The sequence below is a fragment of the Achromobacter insolitus genome, from assembly GCF_002209555.1.
Classification (GTDB): Bacteria; Pseudomonadota; Gammaproteobacteria; order Burkholderiales; family Burkholderiaceae_B; genus Achromobacter; species Achromobacter insolitus.
Genome location: NZ_NJIF01000008.1, coordinates 210,355 through 228,748 on the forward strand (window position 1 = coordinate 210,355; position 18,394 = coordinate 228,748).

Annotated in this window: 22 protein-coding genes; 15 read left to right on the forward strand and 7 right to left on the reverse strand. The window is 66.5% G+C overall.

The window, feature by feature from the left end:
* Positions 1-64 precede the first annotated feature (64 nt).
* From CEY08_RS22900 to phnN, 3 genes are read left to right on the forward strand one after another with little or no spacing between them, the layout of a single operon-like run.
* Positions 65-1,264, forward strand: coding sequence for an alpha-D-ribose 1-methylphosphonate 5-triphosphate diphosphatase (locus CEY08_RS22900; protein WP_063643319.1), 1,200 nt, complete (start codon positions 65-67; stop codon positions 1,262-1,264).
* Positions 1,265-1,266: 2 nt separating this feature from the next.
* Complete coding sequence (locus tag CEY08_RS22905; protein WP_076815083.1) at positions 1,267-2,010, forward strand: DUF1045 domain-containing protein; 744 nt, start codon at positions 1,267-1,269, stop codon at positions 2,008-2,010.
* Positions 2,007-2,585 (forward strand): phosphonate metabolism protein/1,5-bisphosphokinase (PRPP-forming) PhnN, encoded by a 579-nt coding sequence (phnN, locus tag CEY08_RS22910; protein WP_042794773.1) that lies wholly within the window; start codon positions 2,007-2,009, stop codon positions 2,583-2,585. Before CEY08_RS22905 ends, phnN begins: the two co-directional genes overlap by 4 nt.
* Positions 2,586-2,594: 9 nt before the next feature.
* Here the strand turns inward: phnN and CEY08_RS22915 are convergent, their stop codons facing one another.
* A complete protein-coding gene (locus CEY08_RS22915; RefSeq protein ID WP_076815085.1) occupies positions 2,595-3,560 on the reverse strand; it encodes a LysR family transcriptional regulator in 966 nt (321 codons plus the stop codon).
* A gap of 106 nt (positions 3,561-3,666) precedes the next feature.
* Here CEY08_RS22915 and CEY08_RS22920 point away from each other — a divergent pair, with 106 nt between their 5' ends.
* Genes CEY08_RS22920 through CEY08_RS22930 form a run of 3 tightly spaced genes read left to right on the forward strand, consistent with a single transcriptional unit; the run spans position 3,667 to position 7,047 of the window.
* Positions 3,667-5,502, forward strand: a complete 1,836-nt coding sequence (locus CEY08_RS22920) for a gamma-glutamyltransferase family protein (protein ID WP_076815087.1) — start codon at positions 3,667-3,669, stop codon at positions 5,500-5,502.
* Between the two features lie 55 nt (positions 5,503-5,557).
* Positions 5,558-6,532 carry a Bug family tripartite tricarboxylate transporter substrate binding protein gene (locus CEY08_RS22925; RefSeq protein WP_063643330.1) on the forward strand — a complete coding sequence of 325 codons (975 nt, stop codon included), beginning with the start codon at positions 5,558-5,560 and terminating at the stop codon, positions 6,530-6,532.
* Positions 6,529-7,047 (forward strand): GAF domain-containing protein, encoded by a 519-nt coding sequence (locus CEY08_RS22930; protein WP_076815089.1) that lies wholly within the window; start codon positions 6,529-6,531, stop codon positions 7,045-7,047. Before CEY08_RS22925 ends, CEY08_RS22930 begins: the two co-directional genes overlap by 4 nt.
* Positions 7,048-7,078: 31 nt before the next feature.
* Here CEY08_RS22930 and phnE read toward each other — a convergent pair whose 3' ends face one another.
* From phnE to phnC, 3 genes are all read right to left on the reverse strand, one after another.
* Complete coding sequence (phnE, locus tag CEY08_RS22935) at positions 7,079-7,873, reverse strand: phosphonate ABC transporter, permease protein PhnE (RefSeq protein ID WP_063643335.1); 795 nt, start codon at positions 7,871-7,873, stop codon at positions 7,079-7,081.
* Positions 7,874-7,955: 82 nt separating this feature from the next.
* Positions 7,956-8,936, reverse strand: coding sequence for a phosphonate ABC transporter substrate-binding protein (phnD, locus tag CEY08_RS22940; RefSeq protein ID WP_063961579.1), 981 nt, complete (start codon positions 8,934-8,936; stop codon positions 7,956-7,958).
* A 32-nt stretch (positions 8,937-8,968) separates the two neighbouring features.
* Positions 8,969-9,805 (reverse strand): phosphonate ABC transporter ATP-binding protein, encoded by an 837-nt coding sequence (gene phnC, locus CEY08_RS22945; protein ID WP_042794778.1) that lies wholly within the window; start codon positions 9,803-9,805, stop codon positions 8,969-8,971.
* A 196-nt stretch (positions 9,806-10,001) separates the two neighbouring features.
* On the opposite strand from phnC, the gene CEY08_RS22950 reads away from it, so the two are divergent.
* The 5 genes from CEY08_RS22950 to CEY08_RS22970 all read left to right on the forward strand — a co-directional run bounded on the left by CEY08_RS22950 (position 10,002) and on the right by CEY08_RS22970 (position 12,586).
* Entirely contained in the window at positions 10,002-10,433 is a 432-nt protein-coding gene (locus CEY08_RS22950; RefSeq protein WP_063643339.1) for a GFA family protein, read from the forward strand.
* A 53-nt stretch (positions 10,434-10,486) separates the two neighbouring features.
* Positions 10,487-10,849: an ArsR/SmtB family transcription factor gene (locus CEY08_RS22955; protein ID WP_076815091.1), complete on the forward strand. Its 363-nt coding sequence runs from the start codon at positions 10,487-10,489 to the stop codon at positions 10,847-10,849.
* Entirely contained in the window at positions 10,846-11,382 is a 537-nt protein-coding gene (locus CEY08_RS22960) for an SRPBCC family protein (RefSeq protein WP_042794780.1), read from the forward strand. Before CEY08_RS22955 ends, CEY08_RS22960 begins: the two co-directional genes overlap by 4 nt.
* A 500-nt stretch (positions 11,383-11,882) precedes the next feature.
* A complete protein-coding gene (gene infA, locus CEY08_RS22965; protein ID WP_042794781.1) occupies positions 11,883-12,146 on the forward strand; it encodes a translation initiation factor IF-1 in 264 nt (87 codons plus the stop codon).
* 152 nt (positions 12,147-12,298) lie between these two features.
* Positions 12,299-12,586, forward strand: coding sequence for a hypothetical protein (locus tag CEY08_RS22970; protein ID WP_063643347.1), 288 nt, complete (start codon positions 12,299-12,301; stop codon positions 12,584-12,586).
* 41 nt (positions 12,587-12,627) lie between these two features.
* On the opposite strand, the gene CEY08_RS22975 is transcribed toward CEY08_RS22970, so the two are convergent.
* From CEY08_RS22975 to mog, 3 genes are all read right to left on the reverse strand, one after another.
* Positions 12,628-13,494, reverse strand: a complete 867-nt coding sequence (locus CEY08_RS22975) for a peptidoglycan DD-metalloendopeptidase family protein (RefSeq protein WP_063643489.1) — start codon at positions 13,492-13,494, stop codon at positions 12,628-12,630.
* 5 nt (positions 13,495-13,499) lie between these two features.
* Positions 13,500-13,838, reverse strand: a complete 339-nt coding sequence (locus CEY08_RS22980) for a hypothetical protein (RefSeq protein WP_042794783.1) — start codon at positions 13,836-13,838, stop codon at positions 13,500-13,502.
* 66 nt (positions 13,839-13,904) lie between these two features.
* Entirely contained in the window at positions 13,905-14,531 is a 627-nt protein-coding gene (mog, locus tag CEY08_RS22985) for a molybdopterin adenylyltransferase (RefSeq protein ID WP_076815093.1), read from the reverse strand.
* A 267-nt stretch (positions 14,532-14,798) separates the two neighbouring features.
* On the opposite strand from mog, the gene CEY08_RS22990 reads away from it, so the two are divergent.
* The 4 genes from CEY08_RS22990 (at position 14,799) to CEY08_RS23000 (ending at position 18,393) form a co-directional block, all read left to right on the forward strand.
* A complete protein-coding gene (locus CEY08_RS22990) occupies positions 14,799-15,923 on the forward strand; it encodes a D-alanyl-lipoteichoic acid biosynthesis protein DltD (protein WP_042794784.1) in 1,125 nt (374 codons plus the stop codon).
* Between the two features lie 13 nt (positions 15,924-15,936).
* Positions 15,937-16,062, forward strand: coding sequence for a hypothetical protein (locus CEY08_RS30280; protein WP_008162923.1), 126 nt, complete (start codon positions 15,937-15,939; stop codon positions 16,060-16,062).
* 104 nt (positions 16,063-16,166) lie between these two features.
* On the forward strand, positions 16,167-17,642 hold the full coding sequence (locus tag CEY08_RS22995) for an inorganic phosphate transporter (RefSeq protein WP_042794785.1): 1,476 nt from the start codon (positions 16,167-16,169) through the stop codon (positions 17,640-17,642).
* A 97-nt stretch (positions 17,643-17,739) separates the two neighbouring features.
* On the forward strand, positions 17,740-18,393 hold the full coding sequence (locus CEY08_RS23000; protein WP_076817853.1) for a DsbA family protein: 654 nt from the start codon (positions 17,740-17,742) through the stop codon (positions 18,391-18,393).
* Position 18,394 lies beyond the last annotated feature (1 nt).

The window sequence follows — 18,394 nt, forward strand, 5'->3', positions numbered from 1 at the left end:
GCCCGCCACGCCGCCCAACTCATCTAGACATCTGGTTGTAATGCAATCCCGCTAACGTCACGCCATGAACACACACACGCACGCCCCATCGCCCCTGGCCGGTGTAACAGGCCAACGCATCCTGACGCCGCGCGGCGTCGAACAGGCCAGCCTGCGGTTCCATGGCGGACTCATTGAAGGCTCGCCCGCGGCGCAGCGGAGCGCGGCGCCGTGGTTCGACGCCGGAAATCTGCTGGTGCTGCCCGGTATCGTGGACTTGCACGGCGACGCCTTCGAACGCGCCATCATGCCGCGGCCCAGTGTGACGTTTCCGTATGACAGCGCCCTGCTCGACGTGGATCGCCAATTGTTGGCCAATGGCATTACGACCGAATTCCATGGCGTCACCCTGTCCTGGGAAGGCGGACTGCGCGGCGAAGCCTATGCCGAGCGCATGTTCAGCGCGTTGGAAACCATGCGCCACATCATGGGCGCCCGGCACTATGTGCATCTGCGCTTCGAAACGCATCACGTGGGCGGCCTGGAAACCGCCCAGCAGTGGATACGCGATGGCCGTGTCCGCTTCCTGGCGCTGAACGACCACTTGCCCAGCATGGCGCGCCGCCTCGGTGACGAACGCAAGCTGATGCAGTACGCGAACCGCGCAGAGTGCGACCTGGACGTCTTCCAGGATCGCATCCGCGCCGCCATGTCCGCGGCCGATTCGGTGGCGGACGCAATGCGCGAGCTGACCGCCTGCGCGCAGGAAGCCGGCTTAAAGGTGGCCTCGCACGACGATCCGGATGCCGCCACGCGCCGCTACTACCACCAGTTGGGCTGCGGCGTGGCGGAATTTCCGTTGACCCGCGAGGCTGCCGGCGTCGCCCGCGACCTGGGGGACTCCGTGGTCTTCGGTGCGCCCAATGTCGTGCGCGGAGGCAGCCACACAGGCGCGCCCAGCGCCACCGAGATGATCCGCGCGGGCCTGTGCGACATCCTGACCTCCGACTACTACTACCCAGCTCCATTGGCCGCCGTGATGCGGCTGGTCAACGATGGCGTGCTGCCGCTGGCGCAAGCCTGGGAGCTGGTGTCGCTGAACCCGGCGCGCGCCGCCGGCCTGAAGGACCGCGGCGCGCTGGCGCCAGGGCTGATCGCCGATGCCATCGTGGTGGACGACCAGGTGCCGGGCCTGCCCCGCGTCTGCGCCGCCATCGTGGGCGGCGAGCTGCGCTATGCCACACGCGCCTTCGGCGACAGCCACAGCCAGAGGATGGCCGCCTGACCATGCCGCTTGCCCATCGCTACGCCCTGTACCTGGCGCCCACGGGCCTCTGGCGCGAACACGGCAGCCGCTGGCTGGGCCGTTGCGCCGACACCGGCGAGGCCCTGCCGCCGCTGCCGGACCAACCCGCCGAGTCGCGCGCCTGGACCGAAGCACCTCGCCACTACGGCCTGCACGCAACGCTGAAACCGCCCTTTCGCCTGAGTCCGGGCGCCAGCCCGCAACAGGTCGACGCCGCCGCGCGCCGACTGGCCGAAGGCAACGCTCCTTTCTCGCTGGAATTGGAATGCGAACCGCTGCGCGGTTTCCTGGCCTGGCGCATCGCAGCGTCCGATGCGCCAGGCCGGGCCCGGATCCAGACGCTGGCCGAGGCGGCCGTGCGCGACCTGGATTCCTTGCGCGCGCCCGCAACGCCCGAGGAAATCGCGCGCCGCCAACCGCAGTCGTTGAGCCCGGCGCAGCAATCGATGCTGGCGCGCTGGGGCTATCCGTACGTATTCGACACCTACGTTTTTCACATCACCCTGACCGGCAAGCTGCGAGACGATGCGCTTGCCCAGGCGCAGGCCGGCATTGCCACGTTCGCGCAGCCCTTGCGCGGCCAGGCCATGTACGTGCCCGGAATCAGCGTCTATGTGCAGTCCGCCCCGGGCGCGGACTTCGTCGCCGCGCGCCACTATGGCTTTGACGGCTCCTGCACCGACGCAGCGGGCGCCGCCTATCTGCAGGGTCCCGCGGCCACATGACGGCCTACGCTCCCGCCGACGGCACGCGGCTGATCTACTTGATGGGCGCGTCCGGCAGCGGCAAGGACACCATGCTGCGCCTGCTGCGCGCCGAGTTGCGCGGCGACGAGCCGGTGCTGGTTGCGCACCGCTACATCACGCGCGACAGCGGCGGCACCGAGGACGCGCTGCGCTTGACCGAAGACGAGTTCGGACGCCGCGCCGCGCTGGGGTGCTTCGCGCTGCGCTGGACCAGCCACGGCCTGCAATACGGCATCGGCATCGAGATCGACGCCTGGCTGTCCTGCGGCGCCGCGGTCATCGTCAACGGCTCGCGCGCGCACCTGGAAGAAGCGCATTCGCGCTATCCGGCGCTGACGGCGGTGGAAGTCACGGTGGACCCTGCTCTGCTCGCGCGCCGCCTGGCGGGACGCGGCCGGGAAAGCACGGAGCAGATCGCGCTGCGCCTGGCGCGCGCCACGCAGGCATTTCCGGTGCCGCGGCAATGTCGGCTGCTGCGGGTCTGCAACGATGCGGCGCCGGAGACCGCCGCAGCGGTCCTGCTGGATATCGCCCGCGGCAAGCTCGGCGCGTAGCGCGGCGCTTCAGCGCGAAGCGCCCTGCGCCCAAGGCGCGGCAGCGTCTCCGCACAGGTCCAGCAAAATCTCCGAAAAGCACTCTTCCGCTGCCAGCGGCTGGTCCCGCCTGCGCCGGATCAGGTTGATCGGCGGCAGTTCCCAACCGAAGTCCCAGGGCACCATGCCCAATTTGCCGCGCTGGCAGAGTTCACGAGCGATATCTTCCGGCACGACCGAAACAAAGGTCTCGTTCATCGTCAACATGCCCTCGATCACGTCGGTGGAATAGGCCTCCAGCACTGGTGACGGCGGCCGCAGCTCGGCGCGGATGAAATGCTCCACGATAAGTTGCCGCGTGGGCGTATTCGCCGCCGGCAGCACCCAGTCCATCGCCGCCACCGCGGCCCAATCCGGCTTGCGCCGCGCAAGCCGCTGCGCAAGCCGGCCATGCGCGATGAGGCGGGGCCGCTGGCGGTATAGCACGCGGTGGATCAGGTCGTCCGGCGCCAGGGTGGAGGTGGCACGGCTGATGATGCAATCCAGCTCATGCTGGCGCAGCATGGGAACCAGGTGGTCGGTCGTGGCGCGGTGCAGGCTTAGCGTCACCCCGTGGCGCTGGTGCAGTCGGCTGATCGCCACCGTCAACAGCGCGCTGGACACGTAGGGCACTACGCCCACGTGCAGATGCGCGGAACGGCCGGCGTGCAGCGCTTCGACCTCGCGCGCCCACAAATCCAGGTCGTTCAGCATGTGGCGCGCGCGCACCAGGGCCAGGTTGCCCAATGGCGTGGGCTGCAGGCCTCGCCCGGTGCGCGTGAAGAGCGGCGCGCCGAAGATGTCCTCGATTTCCGTCAAGGCCTTGGTAACGGCCGGCTGGCTGATGCCCGCAGCCGCCGCCACCCGCGTGAGCGAACCGTGCTTGGCGATATCGATCAGCAGCGTAAGGTGACGATGCTTGAGACGGTTGGCAAGACGTGCGGCATCCCAGTTCAAGAGCTTTTCCTATAACCAAACGGTTATTCAATTATGCCAACAAAGGAAAAAACAGTTATTTCATGACCCTATACTGAAACACCTCCTCGCAGCCCGGAATGGTCCCATGAGCGCATCCTTCACCACTCGCCCTGAAATACGCGGCACCTTCGGCGTGGTTTCCTCCACCCACTGGCTGGCCTCGCAAGTGGCCATGAGCGTGCTGGAACGCGGCGGGAACGCCTACGATGCGGCGGTCGCGGGCGGCTTCACATTGCAGATCGTCGAACCGCACCTGAACGGACCCGGCGGCGAAGTGCCCATCCTGCTGTGGAGCGAGCGGGAACAGCGCATGCGGGCGCTATGCGGCCAGGGCCCCGCGCCCGCGCTTGCCACGCCCGCATACTTTCGCGGCCTGGGCGTGGAACTGGTGCCCGGCATAGGCCTGCTGCCCGCCACCGTCCCCGGTGCGTTCGGCGCCTGGCTGACCTTGCTGCGCGACTACGGCACCTGGGAGCTGGCCGAGGTCCTGCGCCCGGCCATCGACTATGCGCGCGAAGGATTTCCCCTGGTGCCGCGCATCTCGCAGGCCATATTGGCGGTACAGGCGCTGTTTCGCGACGAATGGACCAGCTCGCGCGACGTGTGGCTCCCCGACGGCCGCGTGCCCGCGCCAGACGCGCTGTTCCGCACGCCCGCCATCGCCGCCACCTATACGCGCATCCTGGACGATGCGCACGCCAAGAGCACCGACCGCCGCGGCCGCATCGATGCCGCGCTGGATATCTGGTACCGCGGTTTCGTGGCCGACGCCATCGACGACTACTACACCCAGGCGGCGGTGCGCGATACCACCGGCCAGCGCAACCGCGGCCTGCTGCGCAAGGCCGACCTGGCGGACTGGCGCGCCACCTACGACGAACCCCTCACGGTCCAGTACGGCCGCTACACCGTAGCCAAATGCGGCGTCTGGTCGCAAGGGCCGGTCCATCTGCAGCAATTGGCGATGCTGCGGCATCTGAAGCTGGACGGGCTGGAGCCCACTTCCCCGCAATTCGTGCACCGCGTGGCCGAAGCGGCGAAGCTGGCTTTCGCCGACCGCTGCGCCTGGTATGGCGACCCCGATTTCACGCAAGTACCGCTAGCCGCCCTGCTCGGCGACGATTACGCGCGCGCCCGCGCGGCCGGCATCGGCGATCACGCCTCGTCCGAGTTTCGGCCGGGCAGCCCCGGGGGGCTGGCGCCGCGCTTGCCCGACCTGGACGCAGCCGCGCGCACGTTGGCCGCGTCCGATACCCGCTTCGGCGTGGGCGAACCGACCTTCGCGGCGCTGCCGCCGGTGGCCGAGTGGGCCGCGCGCGAGATCTTCGTGGGCGACACCTGCCAGATAGACGTCATCGACCGCGACGGCAATATGGTGGCCGCCACGCCCTCGGGCGGCTGGCTGTCCTCCAGCCCGGTCGTGCCCGGCCTGGGTTTCCCGCTGACCACCCGCCTGCAGATGACCTGGCTGGACGAAGGCGTGCCGGGCCAGCTGCAGCCGGGCAAGCGGCCCTGCACCACGCTGTCGCCCGGCCTGGCTTTGCGCGACGGGCAGCCCTATATGGCTTTCGGCACGCCAGGCGGCGACCAGCAGGACCAATGGACCGTGGCGTTTTTCCTGCGCCATGCCATGGGTATGAACCTGCAGGAGGCAATCGAGTCGCCCTCCTGGCATATCGATCATTTTCCGGGCTCGTTCTGGCCCCGCAACCTGACCTTGAACCGGCTGACCGTGGAATCGCGGATGCCGTCCGCGACGCTGGATGCCTTGCGCGCGGCGGGCCACGAGGTCAAGGTGGGACCGGACTGGTCCGAAGGCCGCATCAGCGCCTGCACCCGCGAGCCCGCGGCCGGCGGACGGCTGCTGCTGCGCGCCGGCGCCAACCCGCGCGGCATGCAGGGCTATGCCGCTGGCCGCTGAACCTGTTTCATTCAACCGGCACACAGACCGGACACCAAGCAAAGGGGTAAACACCATGAAACTGCAATTCAAACGACTGCTGCGCACGTTCGCGCTGGGACTGGCGCTGTCCGCGCCCGCGCTGGCCCATGCCGCGTGGCCCGAAAAACCCATCACGCTGGTCGTGCCGTGGGCCGCCGGCGGCTCTACCGACATCCTGGCACGCGTGCTGTCCGAGGGACTGACCCAATCGCTGGGCCAGCCGGTCATCGTGGAAAACCGCTCGGGCGCATCCGGCAATATCGGCACCACCTTCGTGGCGCGCGCCAAGCCCGACGGCTACACCTTGCTGGTGGGCTCGATGAGCACGCACACGATGAACCAGGCCCTGTATTCCAGCATGCCGTTCGACGGCGTGAAGGACTTCACGCCCATTGCCGAGCTCGCCCTGGTCACCAACACCATGGTGGTAAACCCGTCCGTGCCCGCCTCCAACCTGAAGGAATTCATCGCCTACCTGAAGGCCAATCCCGGCACGGTGGCCTACGCCTCCGCCGGCCAGGGTTCCACCAACCACCTGAGCGCGGCGCTGTTCGAGAAAGCCGCCGGCGTGAAGATGATGCACATCCCTTATCGCGGCGGCGCGCCCGCGGTGCTGGATACCGTGGCGGGCCGCACGCAGGTGCTGTTCAGCGCCGGCACGCAGACGCTGCCGCACGTGCAGAGCAACAAGCTCAAGCTCCTGGCGGTCACCGAGGAAGCGCGTTCGCCGTTGCTGCCCGACGTGCCCACGGTCGCCGAGACGCTGCCGGGCTATGAACTGTCGGTCTGGTATGGCGCCTTTGGCCCGGCCGGCATGCCGCCCGAACTGACGGCGCGCCTGAACCGCGAGATCAACCTGATCCTCAAGCGCCCCGAGGTCATCAAGAAGATGGCCGACATGGGCGTGCTGCTGACCGACACCACGCCCGAACAATTCAGCCAGATCCTGGCGCGCGACGCCGACAAGTACGGCAAGCTCATCAAAGAACTGGGAATCACCGCCGAATGACCGTCAGCAGCAACCGCGTCTCGCCGCCGCCGGCGCAAGCTGGCGTATCCGCCGTCGTCCTCGCCTACGCCGCCGCCGATCCGGCGGCCGCCTTCCGCGCCATCGACGCCCATGCGCACGCCGCCCTTGGGCATGCGCTGTGCACCGTCAACCGCTATGACGCGCAAGCGATGCGGGTGGTGCGCTTGTACAGTTCCAACCCCGAAGCCTATCCGCCGGGCGGCAGCAAGGACAAGAACGGCACGGCGTGGGGCCGCCATGTCCTGCTGGAGCAAAAGCTGTTCGTGGGCGAAGGCGAGGAAGCAATCCGCGAGTTCTTCGACGACCATGACGCCATCCAGCGGCTGGGCCTGCGGTCCGTCATCAATGTGCCGGTCGTGTATGGCGGAGTCTGCCTGGGCACCGTCAACTTCCTGATGCCCCGCGTGGCGGTCTCGGACGCCGACGTAGAAGCGGCGCAGCTCGCGGGCCTGCTGGCCTTGCCGGCGTTCCAGGCGCTGCAGCCGCCGGCGTGAGCATGGCGGGGCCCGCAAGGGCCCCGTCGTCTCAGATCAGCGCGCGCCGGATGCGGGCCGACGCCATGTCGATCACCACCACGAAGGCGACGATGATGATCATCACTGCGCACGTTTCGGCGTAGCGGAAGCTGCGGATGATTTCCCACAGCACGGTGCCGATGCCGCCCGCGCCCACGATGCCGACCACCGAAGCCGAACGCACGTTGGACTCGAAGCGGTACAACGAGTACGAGATCCACAGCGGCAACACCTGCGGGATCACGCCATAGACGATTTCCTCCAACGCATTGGCGCCGGTCGCGCGCACGCCCTCCACGGGACGCGGGTCGATCGCCTCGACCGCTTCCGAGAACAGTTTGGCCAGCACGCCCGTGGTGTGCACCCACAGCGCCAGCACCCCGGCGAATGGGCCCAGGCCCACCGCCACGATGAATAGCATCGCGAACACCATTTCATTGATGGCGCGGCAGGCATCCATCAGGCGCCGCATGGGCTGGTACACCCAGGCAGGCACCATGTTCGACGAGCACAGCAGCCCCAGCGGCACGGCTACCACAATGGCCATGAAGGTGCCCCAGACAGCGATCTGCACGGTGACGATCATCTCGTCCAGGTACATGCGCCAATCGCGGAAATTCGGCGGAAAGAAGTCGGCCGCGAACTGCGCCATGTTGCCCGAATCGCGCAACAGGTCCAGCGGCCGCATGTCCGCGCCCTTCCACGACATGACCAGCAGCGCCAGCACGACGGCCCATACGAGCAGGACTGGCAGCGACGAGCGCGGCGCGGCGGAAAGGCGAGAGGTCTGCATGGCTACGTTCATATGAAAAGGCGATCCGCGTTGTAGTGATCAGTGGCGGACAAGCCGGCGCGCCCCGCGGCGTTCCGGCTTGCCGGTACGAGGCTTATTGCTTGGCGGCGGGCTGGCCCAGGCTGGCCAGCTTGCTGTCCAGTTCGGCCAACTGTTTCTGCTTTTCGGCCTGGCCCAGCGTGGTGTCGGCTTCGACCTTGGCCTTCTCGCGCGCCAGTTCGATCTGGCGGATCGGCACCAGTTGCTGGTTATCGGAAGCGCGGAAGCCCTGGTAGGTCAGCGCCTTCAGATTCGCGAGTTCACGCTCGGCGTCCTTGCCTTTGCCGTAGTTGACGAAGAAGTCGCGGATGCGGGCCTTCAGGTCCGCAGGCAGGTCGCTGCGCATGACCAGGGGATCCGCGGGAATCAGCGGCGACTTCCACAGCACGCGCACGCTGTCGTTGGCGTCCTTGCCCGTGTTCAGGCGATAGCGCTCCAGCGCCTCGGTGTTGTTGACGGCCACGTCCACCTGCTTGTTGATGACCGACAGCAGATTGGTTTCGTGGTTGCTGGCGCGCACCGTCTTGAAGAAGGTCTTGGGTTCAATCTTGTTGGCGGCCCACAGGTAATAGCCCGGCACGGCCGTGCCCGAAGTCGAGTTGGGATCGCCCGCGCCGTAGCTGAGCGCGCCGCCGCGCTTGAGCACGTCGTCCAGCGTCTTCAGGTCGCTGTCCTTGTTGACGATCAGCAACGACCAGTAGCCGGGGTTGCCGTCCTTGTCGATGACGGAGGCAAACACCTCGCCCTGGGCGCGGTCCACGGCTTCGATGGCGGATTTGTTGCCGAACCAGCCCATCTGCACCTTGTTAAAGCGCATGCCTTCGATGATGCCGGCGTAGTCGGAGGCGAAGAAAGGCTTGACCGGCACGCCGATGGCGCGGCTCAGGTCGTCGATGACGGGCTGCCACACCGACTTCAGGTTGGTGGACGACTCCGTCGAGATGATGCCGAAGTTCAAGGTCTTGGCATCTTGCGCGTAGGCCTGGGTGGACAGGGCGGCGGCGGCGATCAGGGTGACAAAGGTTCTGCGTAGCATGGAAAGGCTCCGGGGAGAAAGGGTTCGGAAGATCACGCGGCTCGCGCCAAACGGGACAGCGGCGCCATGCCCGGCCTGGCGGGCGCTTGCGGCGCGTATTCGGGAAGCAGCTCGCTTAGCTCGGAGCCGTACAGCTCGCTCAGCATGGCGGGCGTCAGGTTCGCGGAGGGACCGTCATAGACGACTTTGCCGTGGCGCAGCGCCACCACGCGAGGGCAATAGCGCAGGGCCACGTCCACCTGGTGCAGCGACACCACCACGGCCACCTTGCGGCTGCGGTTGATCTGGGCCAGCGTGTCCATCACGCGGCGCGACGATTCGGGGTCCAGCGATGCGATGGGCTCATCGGCCAGGATGACGCGGGCGTTCTGCACCAGGGTTCGGGCGATGGCTGCGCGCTGCTGCTGGCCGCCGGACAGCGTGGAGGCACGCTGAAATGCGTAGTCGTCTATACCAACCTGGGCAAGCGCTTCGAGACCCTGGCGCACTTCGCCGCGCAGGAACCAGCGCGTCAGGCTGCGCCACAGGGGCACGCGCGGCAGCAAGCCGGTCAACACATTCGTGATGACCGGCAGACGGCCCACCAGGTTGAATTGCTGAAACACGAACCCGATGCTGGCGCGCGCGGCGCGCACGTCGCGGCTGAGGCGGCCGTCGCGCTGGATCATGCGGCCGTTGACGGCGACGCTGCCCGAGTCTCCCGCCACGAAACCCGACAGATGGCGCAGCAGCGTCGACTTGCCTGACCCCGAAGCGCCCAGCAAGGCAACCATCTCGCCGTCGGCGACCTGCAGGTTCACGCCGTCAAGCGCCTTGGCGCCAGCGTGAAAGCTCTTGCAGAGCCCTTGTACTTCGATGGCGTAAGTCATCGTTGAATCCCCATGGTTGTGTTCATGGCGGCATTCTGTTTTCGTGGCATGACAGCACGATGACCCGCGGATTGATTCATTTGGCTGAAAATAGGGACGCCGCAACGATCTGAAAGACGTTCGTCATAAAAGCCGGTTCCCGCGCCACGCGCCGCAGGTATATTGGGGATATTCCCCCACCAGCCTGGCGTTCATCATGATCAAAGGTTCCTGCCTGTGCGGCCGAGTCGCCTACGAGATCACCGGCCCGCTCACCGACGCCCTCAATTGCCACTGCACGATCTGCCGCAAAGCACATGGCGCCGCATTCCGCAGCCGCGCGACGGTCCAGGCCAAGGACTTTGCCTGGACACGCGGAGAAAACCACGTCACCTGGTACTGCTCGTCCCCGGGCAGCTATCGTGGCTTCTGCGAAGCCTGCGGGACGCCCTTGCTCACCCGCTTCGACCAGACCCCGGACGTCTACGGCCTGCCGCTGGGTCCGCTGGACGACGATCCGGGGATCAAGCCAGCTGCGCACTGCCATGTGGCCAGCAAGGCGCCCTGGTACGACATTACCGACGACCTGCCGCAGTACCCGGACGCGTATGGCGCAATGGAAGAAGATCATCCGCAGGCGGTTACATAAAAATTCAACCATATAGTTGAATCTCCCGCGGAGGCTGGCCTATATTCAACCTCATGGTTGAATCAATCCCCTCCCCCATCCTTGATGCCGTCTTTCGCGCGCTGGCAGACCCCACGCGCCGCGACATGCTGCGCAGCCTGGCCCAGGGCGAGCAGACCATCGGCGAGCTGGCGGCGCCCCACCGCATGAGTTTCGCGGGCGCCTCCAAGCACGTGCAGGCCCTGGAACGCGCCGGCCTGGTCCGGCGGGCCATCCATGGCCGCACGCACATATGCAGCCTCAATCCCGAGCCCATGGCCGAGGCCATGCAATGGCTGCGCTTCTATGAACAATTCTGGTCGGGCAAGCTGGGCGCGCTGGAAGCCGCGCTCGTCGCCAGCCGTTCCCCGGCCGCGTCTCCTGGAGAACCTCAATGAGTGATCACGGCGTCGTTCTTGACCCCACCTCCATCCGCTTCACGCGGATCCTGCCCGCCAGCGTCGAGGAGGTCTGGGCATTCTTGACCGAATCGGAAAAACGCGGCCGCTGGCTGGCCACAGGCGACATGGACCTGCGCGAAGGCGGCGGCGTCACGCTGCGTTTCATGCATGCCGACCTGTCTTCGGTCGCCGAGCCGGTCCCAGAAGCGTACAAGCCATATGAAGACGGCGTGACGACGCAAGGCATCGTCACGCGCTGCGAGCCGCCACGGCTGCTCGCGTTTACCTGGGGCGGTTCCCCCGGCCATCCTTCCGAAGTCACGTTCGAGCTGACGCCGCAAGGCCAGGAAACGCGCCTGGTGCTGACGCACCGCAAGCTGGCCTCGCGCGACGCCATGGTGGACGTGGCCGGCGGCTGGCATGTGCACCTGGGCGTGCTGGAGGCCCGGCTGGCCGGCCGCGCCCCCGGCCCGTTCTGGTCCGTCCTGGGTCAAGTGGAACAGGAATACCGGGGCCGGATCTCCGGCTAGCAGAGTCGCCGAGTAGCAACTATCACGGCGTGGCTACAGATAAATACTGGCTAATTATTGCTCGATGCAGTAACATAAGTCCGTGATTTTTCCGCAAAAACCGGGCTTCGGTCACTCTGAGTGCCAACCTGTACCGCGTGCGGGCAACGCTCCGGGGCAACCCGGAACTCGCCCGGTTTTCCCGGAACAAACCCGCCGCCAGGCGCGCCTGCTTCTCTACCGTTGCGCGGCCTGGCAGCAAACGCTCCACCCCGCTTCTTCCGGCGATTTGCGCAAAACGCGCCGCCGCGACCAAGCCGCGCATCGCGCGCACACTGCCCACGCGGCGCGAGTATCCGTCAATTCAGACATCCGCTTCGGATGCCATGGCCCATACCCGCGCTTGCCCGGACGTTTTACGTTCAAACCGCTGGACCTGCTAGTCCGGGTCCGACGCGCTTGCCGCTTCGCGCGGCGCGCCATGCCGCCGGTATGGCTGCGCGTTTTGATAGGAGAAAAGAATGGCTAAAGAAGAACTCATCGAACTGGATGGCATCGTTGACGAAGTGCTGCCCGATAGCCGCTACCGTGTCACGCTGGATAACGGCATCGAAGTCGGCGCCTACGCCTCCGGCCGCATCCGCAAGCACCGCATCCGCATCCTGGCTGGCGACCGCGTCACCCTGGAAATGTCGCCGTATGACCTGACCAAGGGCCGCATCAACTTCCGCCACAAGGACGAACGCGGTCCCGCGCCGCAGCGTCCTCAGCAATACCGCCGCTAAGCCGGCGCGACAGGGCCGGCCTTGCGCCGGCTCCCCTTTTCTCGCGAGCCTTAACCTTGGGCCGCGCGATGCCGTAATGCGTGGAGCGCCCGTTCATGAAAGAATGGCGCCCTCTGCCAGGCGCGACGCCGGCAGGAAGAGCATGAAGCAAGATGGACCTGACACAAGACCTGCAAGCCGCCGCCGACCAGCTTGCCCTGGCGCGTAGAAAATTCGTCAAGGGCGAGGAAGGCTTGCGCCTGCTGCATCAGTCGCGCGAGACCTTCATCAACAGCTTGCGCAATACCGGCCTGACCTACGCCGAAGCCAAAACCAAATACGACAACTGCCTGGACGAACAGGAGTCCGAGCAGTTGCGGGTGCGGCAGCAGATGGAATATGCGGAGCGCGTGCATCAGCACGTGCTGCAGCTGATTGCGCAACAGGCCGCCACGGCCTGACTGCAAGCGGCGCTGGCTGCGCGGCGCCCCTCTCCCCTGGATCAGGGCTTGAATGCCCCGATGAAGATCGCCGGATCGACGCGCGCGTCGTTCAGGCTGACGTTCCAGTGCAGGTGCGGGCCGGTCGCGCGGCCTGTGGCGCCGACCTTGCCCACCAGCCCGCCGCGCGGCACCTCGTCGCCGACTTTCACGTCGATGGCCGACATATGGCAAAACATGCTGACGAAGCCCTGGCCATGATCCAGGAACACCGTCTTGCCATTGAAAAAGTAATCCCCCACCAGCACGACCACGCCCGCGGCCGGCGCCTTGATCGGCGTGCCCGCCGGCACGGCGAAATCCAGCCCCGAATGCGGATTGCGCTCCTCGCCATTGAAGAATCGCCGCAGGCCGAACGGGCTGGACAGCCGGCCGCCATTCACCGGCCGGTCCAGCAGCAGATTGCTGGGCGTGACGCCCGCACGGTAGCCGCGGTTGGCCGCGGTCTGCTCGGCCAGCTCGCGTTCGATGCGCGCCATGTCGTCGGGATTCGGATTGACCTGGCGCGGATTCTTCAACGTGATGTGCTGGGCCTTGTACTCCTTGGCGCCGACCTTGAAGGACAGGGCGCGCTTGCCTTGGGCGTCCTTCACGTCCACCTGTTGCTCGCCGGGCTTCACGCTCAGCGGGATGCCGACCACGGCGATCCACTGCTTGCCTTCTTCACGCACGACCAGCACGCGCCGCCCCAGGAAGGTGACCTCGGGCGCGCGCTCGGCGTTGCCCAGGCCCAGGACCGCAACGCCGCCCGGCACGGGAACATTGAGCTTGCGGCTGATGAAGCCCGCCTGCTGCGCGCGGGCCGGCAGGCCCAGGCAGAGAGCGGCGGCGGCCAGGCCCAGCCGCAGGACGTCGCGACGATGATGCATGGCGTTCACAGGCACAGATTGGCGGGTTCGATGATGCTCTGGTCGCGGCGGGCGATGCGCGTGGACAGGCGCACGTCCGTCTTGCCCTTCCAATGTATGGTCGTCAGCACGGCTTCCACCCCCAGGCTGTCTTCCTGGATCAGTTCAAAACCATTGCGCACCGCCTTTTGCTGGAAATTGATGCCCATGTTCTTCCAGGACTCCGCCACGCAGGCCGTGTAGTCCTCGGGCGTGCGCTGGGTAGAACCGTAGAAGACCGGATCGCGGTCGCGCACGTCTTTGACGTTGGCGCAAGCCGACAAGGCTGCCAGGACAGTAAGGGACAAAGCGGTGCGGACCTTCATGGCGATGGAACTCTCAAACGGTTGGAGGTGGATGGGGCGGCCAATATAACGTAACGCCGCGAGGCGTCAGGACGCGCGGCGGGCCGATTTGGGGCGGAAAGCCGCGATGACTTCCGGCCGGGTCTCGGCGTACGGACCGCCGATCAAGTCTATGCAATAAGGAATGGCGGCAAAGATGCCGGGCACCAGCACGGCGCCGTCTTCGCCCTTGAGACCTTCCAGCGTTTCGCGGATGGATTTGGGCTGGCCCGGCAGATTCACGATCAGGGCGGCGTGATCGGGGGTTTCGCGGATGACCGCCACCTGACGCGACAGGATGGCCGTGGGCACGAAACGCAGGCTGATCTGCCGCATCTGCTCGCCAAAGCCGGGCATTTCCTTGGTGGCGACGCCAAGCGTCGCCTCGGGTGTCACGTCGCGGCGCGCCGGTCCGGTGCCGCCGGTCGTCAGGACCAGATCGCAGCCGCAGCCGTCCACCAGTTCGATCAGCGTTTCGGAAATGCGCGCGGGTTCGTCGGGAATCAGGCGGTCCACCGCCTGCCAGGGCGAAACCAGGGCGCCGCCCAGCCATTCGCGCAGCGCGGGCAGCCCCAGGTCCTGATATGTGCCGCTGGAGGCGCGGTCGGAAACGGATACCAGGCCGACGATCAGTTCGTCGGGGTGCTTGCGGGCGATACGGGTAGTAGCGGTCATGGGCTGCGGATCTGGCTGAAGTGCATTCAAGCGGCGCGGATGCGGCCGCGGGCGAGGTCAATACTGGAAATCCAGAAGCCCCCGCCACAGCGATGCTATCGCATTCTCTCCCTGCGGGATTCACGGCGCCGCCTGTGGCAAAAAGGCGAATCGGCCGCAGGCGCGGGTTTCCCACGCTTGTTCCGGTCATGGCCGCTCGATAACATCCGCTAACAAACCTCTCCTCTTACCTGGAAATAGAGGCGCCCCGCGCTTTATTGGTTCCCCATGTTCAAACGCACACTACGGCAGCATGCGCTGGCGGCGGCGCTGGCCTTCGCCGCGGCGGCTGCCGCCGGGTGGGGCGCCTGGCACTCCCTGGCGTTGAAAACGGAGCCGGTACCCGCCGCCGCGCCCGGGATCTACATCCCTAACCTGGGCAATACGCTGCAGGAGCAGACACGTAACCTGTCGCGCATGAGCCAGGCCTTGCGCACAGGCGACCGGCTCGTGATCCTGGGGTCGTCCGAACTGACCAGCAACGACCTGCGTTTCGTACCCTACCGCTATCTGGCTGACGAATTGCAGATGCCCGTGCTGGCCTATGGCCATTCGGGATTCCAGTCGCTGGGCATGCAGTTGGTGCTGGCAGCCATGGCCGAAGACCTGTCGCCAGCGTCCCGCGTGGTGGTGATGCTGTCGCCCGGTTGGTTCGATGGCGACGGCGGACTGGGTCCGGACGAGTTCAAGGAGCACGCCAATCCGCTGCTGCCCCGCCTGCTGCGGCAACCCGAGGGCCGGGCGGAGGTGGTCCGCTGGCTGCAGGCCAAGGGCGATGCGGGCGTCGCCTGGTCAATGGCGGCCGAGCAGGCCTACGTCTTCCGCCAGCGCCTGGTCGATCTATGGACGCCCGCCCACGCGGCGCCTGCTCCGGAACGCGAGCGCGAGGGACCGCCGGCGGCCGCCCGGGTGGTGGACTGGGAGGCACTGGCCGCGCAGGCCCAGGATGCCGAGCAGGCCCTCATGGCCGGCAACCGCTATGCCGTGCGCGACGAGTTCTTCAACAAGTACCTGCGCAGCATTCCCGCGGGCGGCAAGACCGCCTATCAGCCCCAGCCGCTGACTGGCCGGGATGAACTGCGCGAGCTGGACTCCCTGATGGCCCTGCTGCGCCAGCGAGGCGTCCCCGCCCTCTTCGTCATGCAGCCGCTGCATCCCCTGGTTTTCAAGGACCTGGACCGCTTCAGGCCGGTGCAGCAGGAAGTTGCGGCGCTGTGCCAGCGTTACGCCATGCGCTGCATGGACATGTACAGCGCGCCGTTCGAAGTGGGAATGCTGCGCGACGTGCAGCATCTGGGCGAGCTGGGTTGGCTGCGGGTCAACCAGAAAATCGCGGAAGTTTTCTATCCATGAAGGACTGCCGGCAATGAAAAGAACCCTTTGGCTGTGCCTTCTGTATCTGGGCGTCCTGGCGGTGATGGTGATCCAGGCGGACACGTCCGCCAACCTAGGCAAACCGATGGAAATCGAGTTCCAGTATTCGAAATTCTGACCGGCTGCGGGAGCAGTGCCTGCAAATTGGTAGCCGCAAGCAACCAGTGACAGGTCACAAATCTGCAATAATCGGCTCCTCTCGCCGGAACCTCCCCCGCCTCCATGTTCGACCTCTTCCACGGCCTAGACCTCTGGGTAGGCCTCAGTCTTGCGCTGGCCCTGACATTCGTCCTGGCCTTCGAATTCATCAACGGATTCCATGACACGGCGAACGCCGTGGCCACGGTCATCTACACCAAGGCCATGCCGCCCCACCTGGCGGTGGTGCTTTCCGGCATATTCAATTTCCTGGGCGTGCTGCTCGGCGGCGTGGGCGTGGCCTATGCCATCGTGCACCTGCTGCCCGTGGAACTGCTGATCAACGTCGACACCGGCCGCGGGCTGGCCATGGTGTTCGCCATGCTGGCCGCGGCCATCGCCTGGAACCTGGGCACCTGGTATTTCGGCATCCCGGCGTCCAGCTCGCACACCCTGATCGGCTCGATCCTGGGCGTGGGGCTGGCCAATGCGCTGATCACCGACCTGCCCCTGGCGGACGGCGTCAACTGGGGCAAGGCCATCGACATCGGCCTGTCCCTGGTGGTTTCGCCCGTGGCCGGCTTCCTGGTGGCGGGCGGACTGCTGCTGATGCTCAAGCGCTGGCTGCCACTGTCGAAGATGCACAAGACGCCGGAACAGCGCCGCGCCATCGACAACAAGAAGCATCCCCCGTTCTGGAACCGCCTGGTGCTGGTGCTGTCGGCCATGGGCGTGAGCTTCGTGCACGGCTCCAACGACGGCCAGAAAGGGATCGGCCTGATCATGCTGGTGCTGATCGGCATCGTGCCCGCCAACTTCGTGCTGGACACCAACAGCACCACCTACCAGATCGAGCGCACCCGCGACGCGGCCAACCACCTGAACGTGTTCTACCAGCGCAACGAAGCCATGCTGGGCGAGTACCTGGCGCTCAAGCGCGTGGACGCCACCACCGAACTGCCGCGCAACTTCCGCTGCGACCCCGAGTTGACCATGCCGACCATCGCCGCGCTGCAGTCCGAACTGCACGGCGTGTCCAACTACGCCGACCTGTCGGCCGAAAAGCGCATCGCCGTGCGCCGCTACCTGCTCTGTCTGGACGATACGGCCAAAAAGGTGGCGCGCATCGAAGGACTGCCCTCGCGCGAGCGCGCGGACCTGCAGCGCCTGCGCGCCGACCTGACGGCCACCACCGAATACGCTCCCTTCTGGGTGATCGTGGCGGTCGCCCTGGCGCTGGGCGCGGGCACCATGGTCGGCTGGCGCCGCGTGGTGCTGACGGTGGGCGAAAAGATCGGCAAGCAGGGCATGACGTATGCACAGGGCATGTCCGCGCAGGTGACCGCCATGGGCGCCATTGGCATTGCCAACGTCTTCAGCCTGCCCGTATCCACGACCCACGTGCTGTCTTCCGGCGTGGCAGGGACCATGATCGCCAACAAGAGCGGCCTGCAGGGCAGCACGGTGCGCAACATTCTGATGGCCTGGGTACTGACCCTGCCCGCCTCGATGCTGCTGGCCGCCGGCCTGTTCTGGGTCGGCGTGCAGATCGCCGGGTGATGATGTGCGGCCGTGCAGGCAATCTGCACGGCCGATGCAACACTCTGGCTACCCGGCCAGGCTTTCTTCCTTCCCGGCCCGCGTCTACCATGGCGCCATGGCTACCCCACACCCCACCCTGCATTACATTTTCGACCCGCTTTGCGGCTGGTGCTACGGCGCCGCGCCCCTGGTGGAGGCGGCCCGCGCCATCGCCGGTCTGGACATCGCCCTGCACGGCGGCGGCATGATGACCGGCAGCAACCGCCAGCCGGTCACCGACAGGCTGCGCCGCTACGTCATGCCGCATGACGAGCGCATCGCCGGCCTGACCGGCCAGCCCTTCGGCGACGACTATTACAACGGCCTGTTGCGCGATGAAGGCGCCGTGTTCGATTCCGAGCCGCCCACCACTGCCGTCCTGGCCGCGCAGACGCTCGCCGGCCGAGGACTGGACCTGCTAAAGCGTATCCAGCGCGCGCACTACGTGCAGGGCCTGCGGATTGCCGATCCGGCCGTGCTGGAGTCGCTGGCAGCGGACATCGGACTGGACCAGGACGCCTTCCGCGCAGCCTATGCTGGCGCCCAGGGCAGCGAAACGGCGGCGCACATCGCGGCCAGCCGCCGGTTGCTGGCCCAGGTCGGCGGCAGCGGCTTTCCGACTCTGGCGCTGGAACAAGGCGGCGCCTTCGACATGCTGGAGCCCAGCCGTTACCTGGGCCGTCCGGAGCAATGGCAGGCGGACTTGCGCGCTCGCATCGACCGCGGTTGAA